The 16,100-nt window shown below is 69.9% G+C and carries 15 protein-coding genes and 1 pseudogene; 8 read left to right on the top strand and 8 right to left on the bottom strand.

Features of this window, described 5'->3' with window-relative positions; all coding sequences use genetic code 11:
- Positions 1-54: 54 nt before the first annotated feature.
- The 3 genes from ABT063_RS17775 to ABT063_RS17765 all read right to left on the bottom strand — a co-directional run bounded on the left by ABT063_RS17775 (position 55) and on the right by ABT063_RS17765 (position 2,568).
- Entirely contained in the window at positions 55-759 is a 705-nt protein-coding gene (locus ABT063_RS17775) for a response regulator transcription factor (protein ID WP_351058430.1), read from the bottom strand.
- Positions 760-889: 130 nt separating this feature from the next.
- A complete protein-coding gene (locus ABT063_RS17770; RefSeq protein WP_351058286.1) occupies positions 890-1,489 on the bottom strand; it encodes an FMN reductase in 600 nt (199 codons plus the stop codon).
- Positions 1,486-2,568, bottom strand: a complete 1,083-nt coding sequence (locus ABT063_RS17765; RefSeq protein WP_351058285.1) for an LLM class flavin-dependent oxidoreductase — start codon at positions 2,566-2,568, stop codon at positions 1,486-1,488. The genes ABT063_RS17770 and ABT063_RS17765 overlap by 4 nt, the downstream gene beginning before the upstream one ends.
- A gap of 113 nt (positions 2,569-2,681) precedes the next feature.
- Here ABT063_RS17765 and ABT063_RS17760 point away from each other — a divergent pair, with 113 nt between their 5' ends.
- Positions 2,682-3,485 carry an AraC family transcriptional regulator gene (locus ABT063_RS17760; RefSeq protein ID WP_351058284.1) on the top strand — a complete coding sequence of 268 codons (804 nt, stop codon included), beginning with the start codon at positions 2,682-2,684 and terminating at the stop codon, positions 3,483-3,485.
- Between the two features lie 15 nt (positions 3,486-3,500).
- Positions 3,501-3,830 (top strand): annotated as a pseudogene (locus tag ABT063_RS17755) (DoxX family protein); the annotation flags it as partial.
- 10 nt (positions 3,831-3,840) lie between these two features.
- Here the strand turns inward: ABT063_RS17755 and ABT063_RS17750 are convergent.
- Positions 3,841-4,731: an NADP-dependent oxidoreductase gene (locus ABT063_RS17750; RefSeq protein WP_351058283.1), complete on the bottom strand. Its 891-nt coding sequence runs from the start codon at positions 4,729-4,731 to the stop codon at positions 3,841-3,843.
- A gap of 38 nt (positions 4,732-4,769) precedes the next feature.
- Between ABT063_RS17750 and ABT063_RS17745 the strand changes: the two genes are divergently transcribed.
- Complete coding sequence (locus ABT063_RS17745) at positions 4,770-5,168, top strand: winged helix-turn-helix transcriptional regulator (protein WP_351058282.1); 399 nt, start codon at positions 4,770-4,772, stop codon at positions 5,166-5,168.
- Positions 5,169-5,201: 33 nt separating this feature from the next.
- On the opposite strand, the gene ABT063_RS17740 is transcribed toward ABT063_RS17745, so the two are convergent.
- Positions 5,202-5,675 (bottom strand): MarR family winged helix-turn-helix transcriptional regulator, encoded by a 474-nt coding sequence (locus tag ABT063_RS17740; protein WP_351058281.1) that lies wholly within the window; start codon positions 5,673-5,675, stop codon positions 5,202-5,204.
- Positions 5,676-5,906: 231 nt separating this feature from the next.
- Positions 5,907-6,338 (bottom strand): ester cyclase, encoded by a 432-nt coding sequence (locus ABT063_RS17735; protein ID WP_351058280.1) that lies wholly within the window; start codon positions 6,336-6,338, stop codon positions 5,907-5,909.
- Positions 6,339-6,500: 162 nt separating this feature from the next.
- Between ABT063_RS17735 and ABT063_RS17730 the strand changes: the two genes are divergently transcribed.
- Entirely contained in the window at positions 6,501-7,277 is a 777-nt protein-coding gene (locus ABT063_RS17730; protein ID WP_351058279.1) for an SDR family NAD(P)-dependent oxidoreductase, read from the top strand.
- 303 nt (positions 7,278-7,580) lie between these two features.
- Here ABT063_RS17730 and ABT063_RS17725 read toward each other — a convergent pair whose 3' ends face one another.
- Positions 7,581-8,774 (bottom strand): RtcB family protein, encoded by a 1,194-nt coding sequence (locus ABT063_RS17725; protein ID WP_351058278.1) that lies wholly within the window; start codon positions 8,772-8,774, stop codon positions 7,581-7,583.
- Between the two features lie 203 nt (positions 8,775-8,977).
- On the opposite strand from ABT063_RS17725, the gene ABT063_RS17720 reads away from it, so the two are divergent.
- The 3 genes from ABT063_RS17720 (at position 8,978) to ABT063_RS17710 (ending at position 12,324) form a co-directional block, all read left to right on the top strand.
- On the top strand, positions 8,978-9,805 hold the full coding sequence (locus tag ABT063_RS17720; protein WP_351058277.1) for a DUF3558 domain-containing protein: 828 nt from the start codon (positions 8,978-8,980) through the stop codon (positions 9,803-9,805).
- Between the two features lie 172 nt (positions 9,806-9,977).
- Positions 9,978-10,877, top strand: a complete 900-nt coding sequence (locus ABT063_RS17715; RefSeq protein ID WP_351058276.1) for a DUF3558 family protein — start codon at positions 9,978-9,980, stop codon at positions 10,875-10,877.
- A gap of 85 nt (positions 10,878-10,962) precedes the next feature.
- Positions 10,963-12,324, top strand: coding sequence for a DUF2637 domain-containing protein (locus tag ABT063_RS17710; protein ID WP_351058275.1), 1,362 nt, complete (start codon positions 10,963-10,965; stop codon positions 12,322-12,324).
- An 83-nt stretch (positions 12,325-12,407) separates the two neighbouring features.
- Here ABT063_RS17710 and lysS read toward each other — a convergent pair whose 3' ends face one another.
- Positions 12,408-14,150, bottom strand: a complete 1,743-nt coding sequence (gene lysS, locus ABT063_RS17705) for a lysine--tRNA ligase (protein WP_351058274.1) — start codon at positions 14,148-14,150, stop codon at positions 12,408-12,410.
- Between the two features lie 182 nt (positions 14,151-14,332).
- Between lysS and argS the strand changes: the two genes are divergently transcribed.
- A complete protein-coding gene (gene argS / locus ABT063_RS17700; protein WP_351058273.1) occupies positions 14,333-16,093 on the top strand; it encodes an arginine--tRNA ligase in 1,761 nt (586 codons plus the stop codon).
- Positions 16,094-16,100: the final 7 nt, after the last annotated feature.

Here is a 16,100-nt window from a genome sequence, read left to right as displayed (position 1 = left end):
CCGGGGCCGGGGCCGCCGCCTCGCCGAGAACGACAACCGCCCGAGGCGGCCCACTCAGTCCTCCCGCAGGACGTAACCCACCCCGCGCACCGTGTGGATCAGCTGCGCCGCGCCCGGCTCGTCGAGCTTGCGGCGCAGATAGCCGACGTACACGGCGAGGTTCTTCGAGCCGGGCCCGAAGTCGTAGCCCCAGATCCGGTCGTAGATGGTGGAGTGGTCGAGCACGATCCCCGCATTGCGCACGAGCAGCTCCAGCAGTTCGAACTCGGTGCGCGTCAGCTCCAGCTCCCGCGCCCCGCGCCAGGCGCGACGGGCCTGCACGTCCATTCGCAGCCCGGCCGCCTCGATCCGCCCGTCGGGCACCTGCGGCGGCGGCTTCGGTGCGCCGGTCAGCGCGCCGACCGGACTGGTCCGCCGCAGCAGGGCACGCAGCCGGGCGAAGACCTCCTCGACGTCGAACGGCTTCACGACGTAGTCATCGGCGCCCGCGTCCAGTCCGGCGATCCGGTCCTGGGTCTCCACGAGCGCCGTCAGCATCAGGATCGGCGTCCGGTCGCCCTCGGCGCGCAGCACCCGGCAGACCTGGAGTCCGTCGATCCCGGGCATCATCACGTCGAGGACGAGTACGTCCGGCGGGGTCTTGTGGGCCTGCGCCAGCGCCTCGACACCGTCGGCGACCGCGGTGACCTGGTAGCCCTCCAGCGTCAGGGCGCGCTCCAGGGCGTGGCGGATGGCGCGGTCGTCTTCGGCGAGCAGCACAGTTTGGGGCACGCCCTCAGTGTGCCAAGCCATCACGGTCGTAGGACGTGATGAACGGCTCAGCCGGCGCCCTTCTTACTGGCCTCTCACCGGCAGGGGAGCAACCGGAGGGTGCGCCCCTACCGTCCTCTCACCCCGCGGGCCGCAGCGCGGCGAGCTGCTCGGCAAAAGGCACGACCGCGAAGTCATCGATGTCGTCCTTCGCCGGCGCGGACGCCGCGAGGCCGGTCATCAGCCCCGCCAGCTCCCCCGCCGCCCGCTCGACCCGCCCGTCCAGCCCCTCGGCGCCCCAGTCCTCCGAGGCGGCGTACACCCCGGTGGGGACGACGACGGCCCGGAGGTAGGAGAAGAGCGGCCGGAGAGCGTGCTCGAGCACCAGCGAGTGCCGGGCCGTGCCGCCCGTGGCCGCGATCAGCACCGGCTTGCCCGCCAGCGCGTCCTTGTCGATCACGTCGAAGAACGACTTGAACAGCCCGCTGTACGACGCGGAGAACACGGGGGTCACCACGATCAACCCGTCGGCCCCGGTCACCGCGTCGATCGCGGCGCTCAGCCTCCGTCCGGGGAACCCGTTCGTGAGGTTGTGCGCGATCTCCACGGCGAGGTCGCGCAGCTCGACGACCTGCACCTGGGCCGAGGCCCGTTCGGCAGCCGCCGCGGCCAGCCGGTCGCCCAGCAGCCGGGTGGAGGACGGGACGCTCAGCCCGGCCGAGACGACGACGAGCTTCATACGGCGGCCTCCTGAGCCTCGAGCAGGGACGCGTGGGTCGGCGCATCGGGCACGTCGGCCGGGCGGTCCACCGCGAACTCCTTCCGCAGCACCGGCACGACCTCCTCGCCGAGCATGTCGATCTGCTCCAGCACGGTCTTCAGCGGCAGCCCGGCGTGGTCCACGAGGAACAGCTGGCGCTGGTAGTCGCCGGCGTACTCGCGGAAGCTCAGCGTCTTCTCGATGACCTGCTCGGGCGAGCCCACGGTCAGCGGGGTCTGGTCGGTGAACTCCTCCAGCGACGGCCCGTGCCCGTACACGGGCGCGACGTCGAAGAACGGCCGGAACTCACGCACCGCGTCCTGGGAGTTCCTCCGCATGAAGACGTGACCGCCCAGCCCCACGATGGCCTGCTCGGGCGTGCCGTGCCCGTAGTGGGCGTACCGGGTCCGGTACAGCTCGACCATCCGCTTGGTGTGGTCGGCCGGCCAGAAGATGTTGTTGTGGAAGAAGCCGTCGCCGTAGTACGCGGCCTGCTCGGCGATCTCCGGCGAGCGGATCGAGCCGTGCCAGACGAACGGGGGCACGCCGTCGAGCGGGCGGGGCGTGGAGGTGAAGCCCTGCAGCGGGGTACGGAACTTCCCCTCCCAGTTCACGACGTCCTCCCGCCACAGCCGGTGGAGGAGGGCGTAGTTCTCGATGGCGAGGTTGATGCCCTGCCGGATGTCCTGCCCGAACCAGGGATAGACGGGCCCCGTGTTCCCGCGCCCCATCATGAGGTCCACCCGGCCGTCCGCCAGATGCTGGAGCATCGCGAAGTCCTCGGCGATCTTCACCGGGTCGTTGGTGGTGATGAGGGTGGTGGCGGTGGAGAGGATCAGCCTCTGCGTGCGTGCCGCGACGTAGCCGAGCATGGTGGTCGGCGACGAGGGGACGAACGGCGGGTTGTGGTGCTCGCCGGTCGCGAAGACGTCGAGCCCGACCTCCTCGGCCTTCAGCGCGATCGCGACCATGGCCTTGATGCGCTCGCGCTCGGTCGGCGTCCGGCCCGTGGTCGGGTCCGGCGTGACGTCGCCGACGCTGAAGATCCCGAACTGCATGGTCGCCCACCCTCCAGGTTGTTTACCGTTCAACTATACCCCTGGAACGGCCCGCCCCTCCCCCGTATTCCACACATCCACCCAGTGTCAGTACCCCGTCCTACGATCCCTACATGGCCGCCCCACGCCGTGACACCCGAGGCATCGTCGACGCCGCGGAGCTCTTCGCGCGCGTGCACTTCCGCCGCCGCGAACCCGCCGAGCCGCTGCGCCGGTACGTCGAGCTGTACTGGCTGATCGACTGGGACCTCACCGAGCCGTACGTCTCCCACGTCGTCCCGCACCCCGCGGTCAACGTCGTCTTCCAGCGGTTCGAGGGCCGGGAGCCCTTCATCGAGGTCGCGGGCATCCAGCTCGACCTGTTCACACAGAAGCTGGAGGGGCGCGGCCGGGTGTGCGGCGTCAAGTTCAGACCGGGCGGCTTCCGCCCGTTCGCGCCCGAGCGGCCGGTGACGGAGTGGACCGGCCGGCGGATCTTCTCCCCCGAGGTCTTCCCGGACACGGACCCCACCACGATCCTCGCCCCGGACGACGAGGACGCCCGCGTCGCCGCCCTCGACGCGTTCCTGCTCGCCCTCGCCCCGCGGCCCGACCCCCAGGCCGACCTCGCGACGACCCTGGTCGACCGCATCCGCACCGACCGCACGATCCGCCGCGTCACCGACTTCGCCCGCTCCGAGGGCATGTCCGTACGACTGCTGCAGCGCCTGTTCGCCGCATACGTCGGCGTCGGCCCGAAGTGGGTCATCCTCCGCTACCGCATCCACGAGGCCCTGGAACGCGCGGAGCGGGACCGGGAGGTGGACTGGGCCGCCCTGGCCGCCGACCTCGGCTACGCCGACCAGGCCCACCTGATCCGCGACTTCACCACGACGGTGGGGGTGCCACCGACGGCGTACGCACAAGGCGTGCACTGAGGGCCCGGCCCGCGCCTGTCACACTCCCGACCCGCCCCACGTCAACCCGCCGCCGTCCTCACCCGGGCCCTGAGGGCCCCCCTCTGGGGGAGGATCACCAAGGCCCTGACCGACTGCGGCGTCCCCCGGTCGTGGTGGCCGTGGCTCGGCGCGGCCAAGCCGGCCGGGGCGGTGGGCCTGCTGGTCGGGCTCTTCGTGCCGGTCGTCGGGGTCGCCGCCGGGGTCGGCCTGGTGCTGTACTTCACCGGGGCCGTCGTCACCGTCGTCCGGGCGCGCCGGTACACGCACATCCCGTTCCCGATGGTGTACGCGGCCCCGGTGATCGCCGCCCTGACACTCGGGTTCGCCCGAGGCCCTACGGGACCAGCACCAGCCGCCCCCGCAGTCCACCCTCCGCGAGCCGGGCGTGCGCCTTCGGCGCGCCCTGCAGGGCGTACGCCTCGGCCACCCGGAGGGTCAGCGCCCCCTCGTCCACCAGCCGGACCAGCTCGGCAAGCCGCGCCCCGTCCGCCCTCACCTCGATCGCGCCGACCCGCACACCCCGCACCGACGCCGGATGCGCCCGCGGAATGACACCGGCGTAGCCGCCCCCGTCCCGCACCCACTCCAAGGCCGCCTCGCCGAGAACCGCCGCGTCCAGCACCGCGTCGACGCTGCCCGCCCCGACAGCACCGGTCACCGACCGGGCCGCCCCCAGGGACCGTACGAACTCCTCGTCCTCCTCCCGGGCCAGCGCGGTCACCGAAATCCCCCGGCGCGCGGCGAGTTGGACGGCATACCCGCCGACCGCGCCCGCCGCACCCGTCACCAGCAGCGACCGATCCGGCGTCAACGCCAGCAGATCCAGGGCCAGTACGGCGGCCAGCGCGTTCAACGGCAGGGTCGCGGCCTCCACCGCGTCGACCGTCTTCGGCGCCAGGGCCACCGCGTCCGTGGGTACGACGACGTACTCGGCGTGCGTTCCCAGCGGCTTCACCATGCCGTAGTCCAGCGCCACGACCTCGTCGCCGACGTTCCAGGCGCTCCCCGCCCCCGTCGCGTCCACCGTCCCGGCCACGTCCCAGCCGAGCCCGATCTGTTGGCCCGCGCCCCCGAAGACGCCCGCGCGCACCCCGGCGTCCACCGGGTTCAGCGCCGCCGCCGCGACCTTGATCCGCACCTGCCCCGCGGCCGGCTCGGGCACCTCGGTCTCCACGATCCGCACGACCTCGGGCCCGCCGAACTTCGTCACCACCGCAGCTCGCATAGTTACCCAAAGGTGCGTACGTACCCCGGAGGTGAGCCATGGCGACCATGACGGCGGCCCAGCGGCGGGAACAGGCCCGTGCCGAGTACGACGCGTTCCTCAAGAGCTGTCCGACCAACCAGCTCCTGGACCGCATCAGCGACAAGTGGGTCAGCCTCGTCGTGTCCGCCCTCGCCCCCGGCCCCATGCGCTACAGCGACCTCGGCCGCAAGATCGCCGGCGTCAGCCCCAAGATGCTGACGCAGACACTGCGATCACTCGAGCGCGACGGCATCCTCACCCGCACGGTCACCCCGTCCGTGCCCGTCCGCGTCGACTACGAACTCACCGAACTGGGCCGCAGCCTGAGCCTGCTGCTGGGCGCCGTGAAGGACTGGGCGGAGACCCACATCGAGGAGGTCCGGGAGGCGCGGGAGCAGTACGACGCCGAAAGCTGACCACGCCCCGTGAGGCCCGGCACGGGACCGGCCTCACACCTGACCGGCCCGCAGCCGTGCCACCTGGGCCGCGCTGAAATCCGTCGTACGCCTCATGTGGTCGACGATCAGGCCGAGTTGGGTCTCGTCCAGGTCGTCGAAGAGCGCGGACCACTCGCCGCCCAGCCGCTCCCACACCCGCCCGAACTCCGCGGCCTTCTCCGGCACGGTCGCCACGAGCACCCGCCGCCGGTCGGCCGCGTCCCGCTCCCGCACGATGTACCCGGCCCGCTCCAGCCGGTCCACCAGCCGCGTCGCCGACCCCGTCGTCAGCCCGGTCAGCTCGGCGACACGGCCCGTCGTCACCGGCCCACGCTCCAGCGTGAGCAGGTTCAGGCACTGCAGATCGGTCGGATGCAGCCCGAGATGGTCGGCTACGGCCTGGTTGAACAGGGCGTACGACGCCATGTAACGGCGGGAGACCACGGACAGCTCGTCCAGCAGCCGCTCACGTGCCCTACCCGACATGCCGCCCGCCCTTCCTCTGCACCGTGCAGAGATCGTACGGGGATGTATCCCCCGCGCGGCGCACACCAGGCGCCGTCCATCAGGTGACGCGCGTGGGTGACCTGGTCCGGCAGGGCGTGCGCGCACAGCGCGGCCGGCTGTGGATCGGCGCGGGCGCGCTTGCCCTCATGCAGTCGCCGCGAGGCGACCGGGTCGGCTCGCGGCGACTGGAGTCCGCTACGGCTGAAGTCGCTATGGCTGCTCGGGCAGCAGCCCCAGCTGCCCCAGGAAGTCCATCTCGTCGAAGTAGAGCCGGTAGTCGACGATCCGGCCGTCCTTCACGGTGGCGATGTCCACCCCGCGGATCCTGATCTCCTTCTGGGTCGGAGGGAGCGTCTCCCCGCTGGGCAGCTGCAGCGGCCCGGTGTTCCTTCCGCTGAAGACGCCCTCGTCGATGGCCGTGTCACCGGTCTCGTACTTGTGCAACGACTCGAACGTGGCCTCGGGAACCGCCTCCGTCATCTGCCGCCAGTAGTCGACGATCTGGTCACGCCCGCGGATCTCTCCTTCGTCGGGTGTGACGGCGACCGCGTCCTCGGCATACAGATCGGCGATGACCTTGAGGTCCGGGTGCGTGGTCACCGCATCCGTGAGCCGGTCCATGACCTCACGTGCCTGTCCCATTGATCCACCTCCTGATCAGGGGATCACCCACACCCCATTCTTCCACCGCGGCCGCCCATGAGCCGACCGGAGGCCGACCGGAGAACGAGACCACGAACCGCCCGCGCCTCCCGCCCGCCTATCCTGGCCGGACAGGCTTTCGACCCGCCCGAGGAGCAGTCCATGGCCACCGCCGCCCCGTCCGCCGCCTCCCGCATCGCCGTCGTCACCGGTGCGAGCAGCGGAATCGGCGCCGCCACCGCCCGGCAGCTCGCCGCAGCCGGCTACCGCGTGGTCCTCACCGCCCGCCGCAAGGACCGCATCGAGGCCCTCGCCGAGGAGATCACCGCGGCCGGCCACTCGGCGACGGCTTACCAGCTGGACGTCACCGACCGCGCGGCCGTCGACGAGTTCGCCTCGGCCTTCAAGACCATCGGCGTGCTCGTGAACAACGCGGGCGGCGCACTCGGCGCCGACCCGGTCGCGACCGGCGCCCCGGACGACTGGCGCACGATGTACGAGACCAACGTCATCGGCACCCTCAACCTCACCCAGGCCCTGCTCCCCAAGCTGGACGCCGGCGGCGACGGCACGATCGTCGTCGTCTCCTCCACGGCCGGCCACGGCACGTACGAGGGCGGCGCGGGCTACGTCGCCGCCAAGCACGGCGCCCACGTCCTCGCCGAGACCCTCCGCCTGGAGATCGTCGGCCGCCCGGTCCGCGTCATCGAGATCGCACCCGGCATGGTCAGGACGGACGAGTTCGCCCTCACCCGCTTCGGCGGCGACAAGGACAAGGCGGAAAAGGTCTACGAGGGCGTCGCCGAGCCCCTGACCGCCGACGACGTCGCCGACACGATCACCTGGGCGGTGACCCGCCCCAGCCACGTCAACGTCGACCTCCTGATCCTCCGCCCGCGCGCCCAGGCCTCGAACACGAAGGTCCACCGGGAGCTGTGATCTACGCGGTGACGCACGCGCCGAAATAAGAACTGCGCGGCGTCAAAGGGCAGTTCGGGGGGCCGGGCTAACGGGGACTGAACTGACGATCCAGGCTCACGCCACAACATCAAAGCGACGGCCCTCGCCTGGGATGCCGGTGTCGTCCTCCCCGGCACCAAGGGCTCGCATCGCTTCGAACCCACTGCAGGGATTCCTGTATGGCGCACGACGGTTCCGCAGATCCGGGCCGCACAGGCGGCATCGTTCCGAGAACACGGCCCCCGGTCTCATGGGCCAGGGCCCGTGCCGCAGACGCGCGGATCAGCCCTTCACGCAGACGACCTGCTTCAGCTTCGCCACGACCTCCACCAGGTCCCGCTGCTGATCGATGACCTGCTCGATCGGCTTGTAGGCGCCCGGGATCTCGTCCACGACACCGGAGTCCTTACGGCACTCCACGCCCCGCGTCTGCTCCTCCAGGTCTTTCGTCGAGAAGCGCCGCTTCGCCGCGTTCCGGCTCATGCGCCGACCGGCGCCGTGTGAGGCCGAGTTGAAGGACTTCTCGTTGCCGAGACCCTTCACGATGTACGAACCGGTGCCCATTGAGCCCGGGATGATGCCGTACTCGCCGGCCCTGGCGCTGATCGCTCCCTTGCGCGTGATGAGCAGGTCCATACCCTCGTAGCGCTCACGGCTGACGTAATTGTGGTGGCAGCTCACCTCGGGCTCGAAGGTCACCCGCGCCTTCTTGAACTCCTTGCGGATCACGTCCTTGAAGAGGGCCATCATGATCGACCGGTTGTACTTGGCGTACTCCTGAGCCCAGTAGAGGTCGTTCTGGTACGCCGCCATCTGCGGAGTGTCCGCCACGAAGACCGCAAGATCTCGGTCGATCAGCCCCTGGTTGTGCGGAAGCTTCTGGGCCACACCGATGTGGTGCTCGGCCAGCTCCTTGCCGATGTTCCGGGAACCGGAGTGGAGCATGAGCCAGACCGAACCTTCATCACTTATGCACACTTCTACGAAATGATTTCCGGATCCGAGCGTTCCCATCTGCTTTCCAGCCCGCTCATGACGGAACTTGACCGCTTCCGCCACTCCGTCGAACCGCCCCCAGAAGTCGCCCCACCCGGCGGTCGCGAACCCGTGCAGTCGCCCCGGGTCGACGGGATCGTCATGCATCCCCCGCCCCACCGGAATAGCCTGCTCCACCTTCGACCGCAGCCGCGACAGATCCCCCGGCAGATCATTCGCCGTCAGCGAGGTCTTCACCGCGGACATCCCGCAGCCAATGTCCACCCCCACCGCCGCAGGACACACAGCCCCCTGCATCGCGATGACGGACCCGACCGTCGCACCCTTCCCGTAGTGGACGTCCGGCATGACCGCCAGCCCCTTGATCCACGGCAGGGTCGCCACGTTCCGCAGCTGCTGGAGTGCCACGTCCTCGACCGTCGCCGGGTCGGTCCACATGCGGACGGGAACCTTCGTGCCCGGCATTTCCACGTACGACATATCGTCCTCTTCCCCCGTAAAAACAACAGAAGTCTCGAACCGCAAAACCGGCGCCAAGGTCGATGAATGGGACAGCGGACCGGCGTCCACGGCAGTGCGTGCGATACACATTGTCTCCAGGGGGCGCCCCCGTGCGGCAAGCGAATAACCAGCGGGGACACTGAGATCCTCAGGGAAGACACACCGTCGAGAGGAGCCCGACCGTGCAGCGGAAGGCCTACGTACCCGGCGCAGCCGCGCTCCTCGCGGCCCTGCTGGCCGGCTGCACCGGCAGTTCGGACGACGGCGGTACGGCGGACAACTCCAACCCCGGCGACTCCAGTACGGCCTCGGCCGCGGCCCAGCCGGGCCGGTACCGCACCTTGCCCGAACCCTGCGGCGCGGTCGGCCAGGAAACCCTCAACTCGCTTCTGCCCGGCATCAAGCAGCTCACGGACGCGGAGCAGCGGGAGAAGGCGTACGCGGGCGAGCCGACGCTCACCTACGACACGGACCGCAAGGTCGGCTGCCGCTGGAAGGTGGAGTCCACGGACGCCACCGACCACCTGCTCGTCGACTTCGAGCGGGTGGTCTCGTACGACAACACCGTGAGCGACGACAGCGAGGCGGAGCAGCTCTTCCTGACGAAGGAGGAGGCGGCGGACCTTCCCGAGCCGACGCCGTCCGAATCGGCGTCCGGCGCGAGCTCCAGCCCCACCACCGGCGTCGACGAGGCCGCCGCCCCGAGCGACTCCCCCTCGACGTCCCCTTCCGGCTCCCCCTCCCCTTCCGTCTCCACCACTCCCTCCACCCTCCAGCCCCGCCTCCTCGACGACCTCGGCGACGAGGCGTTCCTGGACGACGCCTTGAGCAGCTCCGGTTCGACGGCCCAGCAGCGCACGGTGACTGTGGCGTTCCGCACGTCGAACGTGATCGTGACGATCGAGTACGTGGAGCAGCCGGTCACCGTCGGCGTGGTTCCGGACAGCAAGGAAATGCAGGACAAGGCCCGGAAACTGGCCTCTCAGTTGGCGAGCACGCTGTCCGACTGACGCCCCTTCACACACCCCTCACGCTCGCACGCAAAGCACACGAAGCACGGCCGCATGTCCTCCTCACCGCGTACCGTGGCCCCTCGGACCCGATCCGACCGCAGGAACCGCCAGGAACCGCCAGGAACCCCAGCGTCCCCGGACCCGATCCGACGGCAGGAACACGAGCGTCATGAGTGAAGGAACCATGCAGCGACGAGTACAGCGAGACCTGGGAGCACCTCCCACGCCGTTGAGGCAGTGGCAGTGGGGGAGTGACCAGCGGGCGAATCGCCTCAACCGCGTCCTTGTCTGCGCGGCCGCCGTCCCCGCGATGCTGATCGCCACCGGCTGCTCCTCGGACTCCGGCTCCGACGAGGCCGGCACCAAGAACGCGGGCGCCACCGCCTCGGCCTCCGCGAGCCCCTCGCCGACGGTGCAGGCGGCGGCGTACAAGTCGCTGCCGGAGCCCTGCGCGGTGCTGTCGAAGAAGACCCTGGGCGAACTGGTGCCGGAGGCGGCGAAGTCGGGCAAGGAGGGCACGTCGGACGACACGGCGACGCGCGCCAACTGCTCCTGGAGCAGCCTCGACAACAACGGCGTCAAGGGCTCCCAGTTCCGCTGGCTGAACGTCGCTCTGCTCCGCTTCGAGTCGGACACCTCGCGCGGCACGGGCGAGAAGCAGGCGCAGGCGTACTACGACAAGCAGATTCAGGACGCCCAGGCGGTGAGCGGCGCGAAGAACACGAAGTCGGCGCCAGTCGCCGGGACGGGCGACGCGGCGACGGCCGTGAGCTACGACCTGAAGAAGAAGGAGGGCTCCTTCAAGCAGCAGACGGTCGTGGCACGCGTCGAGAACGTCGTCGTCACCCTCGACTACAACGGCGCGGGCCTGGCCGGCGACAAGTCCCCGAGCGCGGAGTCCCTGGCGAAGCTGGCGCAGAAGGCGACGAAGGAGGCGGTGGCCGCGGTGTCGTCGGCGAACGGCGAGGGCAAGGCGAGCAGCTCGCCGTCGCCCACGAAGTCGGCGTCGAAGCAGGCGTCGAAGGCGCCCTCGGCCTCCCCGTCGGAGTCGGCGACGAAGAAGAGCTGACCGTCACTCTGGACCGGCCACCCGTCTCCCGCACAGATGTGCCACCCTGTTGCGCGCAACAACACGCACTGGGAGGGGAGTACGGGTGGCCGCGCCACTGCAGCTGACACGGATGCACCGGGTTCTCATCGGCGTGGTCGTCTCCGGTGCCGTCATCATCGCCGGTATCGGCTTCGCCGGTTCCTACGCGGCCGTCCGCGAGTTGGCCCTCCAGAAGGGCTTCGGGAACTTCAGTTACGTCTTCCCCATCGGAATCGACGCGGGCATCTGCGTCCTCCTCGCCCTCGACCTGCTCCTGACCTGGATCCGCATCCCCTTCCCGCTGCTCCGTCAGACGGCATGGCTGCTCACGGCGGCCACGATCGCCTTCAACGGCGCGGCGGCCTGGCCGGACCCGCTGGGCGTGGGCATGCACGCGGTGATCCCGATCCTCTTCGTGGTCTCCGTCGAGGCAGCCCGCCACGCGATCGGCCGCATAGCCGACATCACGGCGGACAAGCACATGGAGGGAGTCCGCCTCACCCGCTGGCTCCTCTCCCCCCTCCCGACTTTCCTGCTCTGGCGCCGCATGAAGCTCTGGGAACTCCGCTCCTACGACCAGGTCATCAAGCTGGAACAGGAGCGCCTGGTCTACCAGGCCCGACTGCGGTCACGCTTCGGCCGGGGGTGGAGAAGGAAGGCGCCGGTGGAGAGCCTGATGCCGCTGAGGCTGGCGCGGTACGGGGTTCCGCTGGCGGAAACGGCCCCGGCGGGCCTGGCGGCAGCGGGCATAGAGCCGGCCTTGATCCCCCCGGCACCACAGCAGGCGCTGGACGCGGCGCCGGCAGCCGACGCGGCGGCTGCATACGCCGCTGCCGCGGGCACCGATCCCGCCGTAGCCGCGGGCAGTCGTGCCGCTGGGGCGGCGCCCGTCCCACAGAGAGCGGCACCTCCCAGCGAGCAGCGCCTGGAGCTCGACAGCAACCCGAACGCCGAGCAACTGTCCAACGCGCCAGAACCGGACCACAGCCCCTGGTTCGAGGCACCCCGCCAAGTCGAGTACCAGGGCGGCTACGACCCCACCTACGACCCCCAAGAGCAATACGAGCAGTGGTACGCGGAACAGCTACAGGCCGAGCAGTACCAGGAGCAGTACCAACAAGAACCCCCCTCCGCGGACCCCTCTCCGGAGGAGACCGGCAGCTTCCCCATCCCCTCAGGCCCCGGCCGCACCCGCGAACTGGGCGAGGGAGGCGGAACCCCGGAGCCCCCGGAGCCGGACGAAGAGGCGTACTACCAGGTCTTCAAGCAGTCGATAGACGGCAGCGGCTACCCGACCCCCCGCGAGTTCAGCAGCAATGTCGAGGCGACCTACGGCATCCCCGTCCTGGACGCCGACGCCAAACGGATGGTCATGCGTTTCACCAACCGCTTCAACGCGGAACTGGAAGAGGACCACATCGCGTAACCGAATCCGCTGAATCCGCTGAATCCGCTACGACGATGGGGGCGCCCGGCAAACACCGGGCGCCCCCATCGTCGTAGAACCGCTTACTCCCCGAGCAGGGCCCGCACCCGCTCCTGCCCCACCGCCAGCAACAGCGTGGGCAGCCGCGGCCCGGTGTCCCGCCCCACCAGCAGGTGGTACAGCAGCGCGAAGAAGGACCGCTGGGCGGTCTTGATCTCCGGCGGCAGCTCCTTGGGCGTCGCGTCCGCGGAGAACCCGGCCTGCACCTTGGGCACGCCGTAGACGAGGTGGGTGAGCCCGTCCAGCGACCAGTGCTCGGCCAGCCCGTCCAGCAGCAGTCGCAGCGACTGCTGGGCCTGCTCGTCGAGGGACTTCAGCAGCTCGGCGTCGGGTTCGTCCCGCACGATGGTCCGCTGGTCGGCGGGCACCTGCGTGTTGATCCACGCCTCGGCCCTGTCGTAGCGCGGCCGGGCCTCGTCCAGCGACGCCAGCGGGTTCTCCGGGTCCAGCTCGGAGAGGATCCGCAGTGCCTGGTCCTCGTGCCCGGCGGTGATGTCGGCGACGGAGGCGAGGGTCCGGTACGGCAGAGGTCGGGGCGTCTTCGGCAGCTCACCGCCGGCGGTCCCCACCGCACGCGCGTGCGCGGCGACGTCCGCCGGAAGTGCCGACCCGTCGGCCACCTTGGCGTCGAGCTTGTCCCACTCGTCGTAGAGGCGCTGGATCTCCTGGTCGAAGGCGATCTTGAAGGACTGGTTGAGCCGGCGCCGGGCGTACAGCCAGCGCAGGAGCTGCGGCTCCATGATCTTCAGCGCGTCCGCGGGCGTGGGCACGCCGCCGCGGGACGACGACATCTTCGCCATGCCGCTGATCCCCACGAAGGCGTACATGGGCCCGATCGGCTGCTTGCCGCCGAAGATCCCCACGATCTGTCCGCCCACCTGGAAGGAGGACCCGGGGGACGAGTGGTCGACGCCGCTCGGCTCGAAGACGACGCCCTCGTACGCCCATCGCATCGGCCAGTCGACCTTCCACACCAGCTTGCCGCGGTTGAACTCGTTCAGCCGCACGGTCTCGCCGAAGCCGCAGGCGGTGCAGGTGTAGGTCAGCTCGGTGGTGTCGTCGTCGTAGGCGGTGACGGTGGTGAGGTCCTTCTCGCAGTTGCCGCAGTACGGCTTGTACGGGAAGTACCCGGCGGAGCCGGAGCTGCCGTCGTCCTCGCCGGCCGCCCCCGATCCCTCGGCGGCCTCGAGCTCGGCCTCGTCGACGGGCTTCTGCGACTGCTTCTTCGCGGGAGCCTTCTTGGTCCGGTACTGGTCGAGGATCGCGTCGATGTCGCCGCGGTGCTTGATGGCGTGCAGGATCTGCTCCCGGTACACCCCGGAGGTGTACTGCGCGGTCTGGCTGATCCCGTCGAACTCGACGCCCAGCTCGGCGAGCGACTCGGTCATCGCGGCCTTGAAGTGCTCGGCCCAGTTGGGGTGGGCGGAGCCCTTGGGGGCCGGGACGGAGGTGAGCGGCTTGCCGATGTGCTCGGCCCAGGACTCGTCGACGCCGGCCACACCGGCGGGCACCTTGCGGTACCGGTCGTAGTCGTCCCAGGAGATCAGGTGCCGCACCTGATGCCCGCGCCGCCGGATCTCGTCCGCCACCAGGTGCGGGGTCATGACCTCCCGCAGGTTCCCCAGGTGGATGGGGCCGGACGGGGAGAGCCCGGACGCGACGACAACCGGTTTGCCCGGGGCCCGACGCTCCGACTCCTCGATGACCTCATCCGCGAAACGGGAGACCCAGTCGGTGGTCTCGGTGCTCTGAGCCACGATCGGCACGTCCTCTTTTTCTGAGAGTTTTGCTGGGAGTGTTTCCTGAGAGCTCTGCTCGAACAGCCGGTGCGGTCGCACGGCTGACCCGCCCATTCTCCCAGACCTCCCCGCGCCCGAGAAAACCGCTTTACGCACCATGGGATACTGGCCGTGTCTATCCATCCCACGAGGAGAACGGCACCCACTCCATGGCCTCGGTCACGTCCCTCACCGCTTCCGTCAACCAGCGTCTCGCGACCGCCCTCTTGGCTGCCCTGCCGGAGGCCGGCTCTGCCGACCCGCTGCTGCGACGAAGCGACCGGGCTGACTTCCAGGCCAACGGGATCCTGGCGCTGGCGAAGAAGGCCAAGGCGAACCCGCGGGAGCTGGCGACGCAGGTCGTCACGCGGGTCGGGACGGGTGACGTGATCAAGGACATCGAGGTCTCCGGCCCCGGCTTCCTGAACATCACGGTCACGGACCAGGCGATCACGGAGAACCTGGCCGCGCGGTACGCGGACCCCGAGCGCCTCGGCGTCCCGTTCGCGGAGAACCCGGGCACGACGGTGATCGACTACGCGCAGCCGAACGTGGCGAAGGAGATGCACGTCGGCCACCTGCGCTCCGCCGTGATCGGTGACGCGGTGGTCCAGCTCCTGGAGTTCACCGGTGAGACGGTGGTCCGCCGGCACCACATCGGCGACTGGGGCACCCAGTTCGGCATGCTGATCCAGTATCTGGAGGAGCACCCGCACGAGCTGGACCACAAGGACGCGCAGGTTTCCGGCGAGGAGGCGATGTCGAACCTCGACCGCCTCTACAAGGCCGCGCGCAAGCACTTCGACTCCGACGAGGAGTTCAAGACGCGGGCCCGGCGCCGGGTGGTCGACCTCCAGGCCGGCGACCCGCACACGCTCGCCATGTGGCAGAAGTTCGTGGACGAGTCGAAGATCTACTTCTTCTCCGTCTTCGAGAAGCTGGACATGGAGGTCCGGGATGCGGACATCGTCGGCGAGTCGGGCTACAACGACATGCTCGCGGAGACCTGCCGCCTGCTGGAGGAGTCGGGCGTCGCGGTCCGCTCCGAGGGCGCGCTGTGCGTGTTCTTCGACGACATCAAGGGCCCGGACGGCAAGCCGGTCCCGCTGATCGTGCAGAAGTCGGACGGCGGCTACGGCTACGCGGCCACCGACCTGTCGGCGATCCGCGACCGCGTCTTCAACCTCAAGACGAACACGCTGCTGTACGTGGTCGACGCCCGCCAGTCGCTGCACTTCAAGATGGTCTTCGAGACGGCGCGCAGGGCGGGCTGGCTGAACGAGGACGTGAAGGCGGTCCAGCTGGCCTTCGGCACGGTCCTCGGCAAGGACGGCAAGCCGTTCAAGACCCGTGAGGGCGAGACGATCCGCCTGGTCGACCTGCTGGACGAGGCGATCGACCGCGCCTGTGCCGTCGTACGGGAGAAGGCGCAGGACCTCTCGGAGGAGGAGATCGCCGAGCGGGGCACCCAGGTGGGCATCGGCGCGGTGAAGTACGCGGACCTGTCGACGTCGGCGAACCGGGACTACAAGTTCGACCTGGACCAGATGGTCTCGCTGAACGGCGACACGAGCGTGTACCTCCAGTACGCGTACGCCCGTATCCGCTCGATCCTGCGCAAGGCCGGCGAGGCCCGCCCCGCCGCGCACCCGGAGCTGGACCTGCACGAGGCGGAGCGCGCGCTGGGCCTGCACGTCGACGCCTTCGCGGAGACGGTGGCGGAGGCGGCGAAGGAGTACGCCCCGCACAAGCTGGCGGCCTACCTCTACCAGTTGGCGTCCCTGTACACGACGTTCTACGACAAGTGCCCGGTCCTGAAGGCGGAGACGCCGCAGCAGGTGCAGAACCGCCTGTTCCTGTGCGACGTCACGGCCCGCACGCTGCACCGGGGCATGGCCCTGCTGGGGATCCGGACGCCTGAGCGGCTCTGACGGTCCC

The sequence above is a fragment of the Streptomyces sp. NPDC002838 genome (assembly GCF_040295365.1).
Taxonomy (GTDB): Bacteria; Actinomycetota; Actinomycetes; order Streptomycetales; family Streptomycetaceae; genus Streptomyces.
This window is presented reverse-complemented; position numbering and strand designations above follow the sequence as displayed.

Bases quoted from the DNA above. Each gene is read 5' to 3' on its own strand.
- ABT063_RS17725 (WP_351058278.1), bottom strand. From the start codon at position 8,774: ATGTCGTACGTGGAAATGCCGGGCACGAAGGTTCCCGTCCGCATGTGG.
- ABT063_RS17745 (WP_351058282.1), top strand. From the start codon at position 4,770: ATGGCGACCATGACGGCGGCCCAGCGGCGGGAACAGGCCCGTGCCGAG.
- argS (WP_351058273.1), top strand. From the start codon at position 14,333: ATGGCCTCGGTCACGTCCCTCACCGCTTCCGTCAACCAGCGTCTCGCG.
- ABT063_RS17770 (WP_351058286.1), bottom strand. From the start codon at position 1,489: ATGAAGCTCGTCGTCGTCTCGGCCGGGCTGAGCGTCCCGTCCTCCACC.
- ABT063_RS17760 (WP_351058284.1), top strand. From the start codon at position 2,682: ATGGCCGCCCCACGCCGTGACACCCGAGGCATCGTCGACGCCGCGGAG.
- ABT063_RS17730 (WP_351058279.1), top strand. From the start codon at position 6,501: ATGGCCACCGCCGCCCCGTCCGCCGCCTCCCGCATCGCCGTCGTCACC.
- ABT063_RS17750 (WP_351058283.1), bottom strand. From the start codon at position 4,731: ATGCGAGCTGCGGTGGTGACGAAGTTCGGCGGGCCCGAGGTCGTGCGG.
- ABT063_RS17765 (WP_351058285.1), bottom strand. From the start codon at position 2,568: ATGCAGTTCGGGATCTTCAGCGTCGGCGACGTCACGCCGGACCCGACC.
- ABT063_RS17740 (WP_351058281.1), bottom strand. From the start codon at position 5,675: ATGTCGGGTAGGGCACGTGAGCGGCTGCTGGACGAGCTGTCCGTGGTC.
- ABT063_RS17735 (WP_351058280.1), bottom strand. From the start codon at position 6,338: ATGGGACAGGCACGTGAGGTCATGGACCGGCTCACGGATGCGGTGACC.
- ABT063_RS17715 (WP_351058276.1), top strand. From the start codon at position 9,978: ATGAGTGAAGGAACCATGCAGCGACGAGTACAGCGAGACCTGGGAGCA.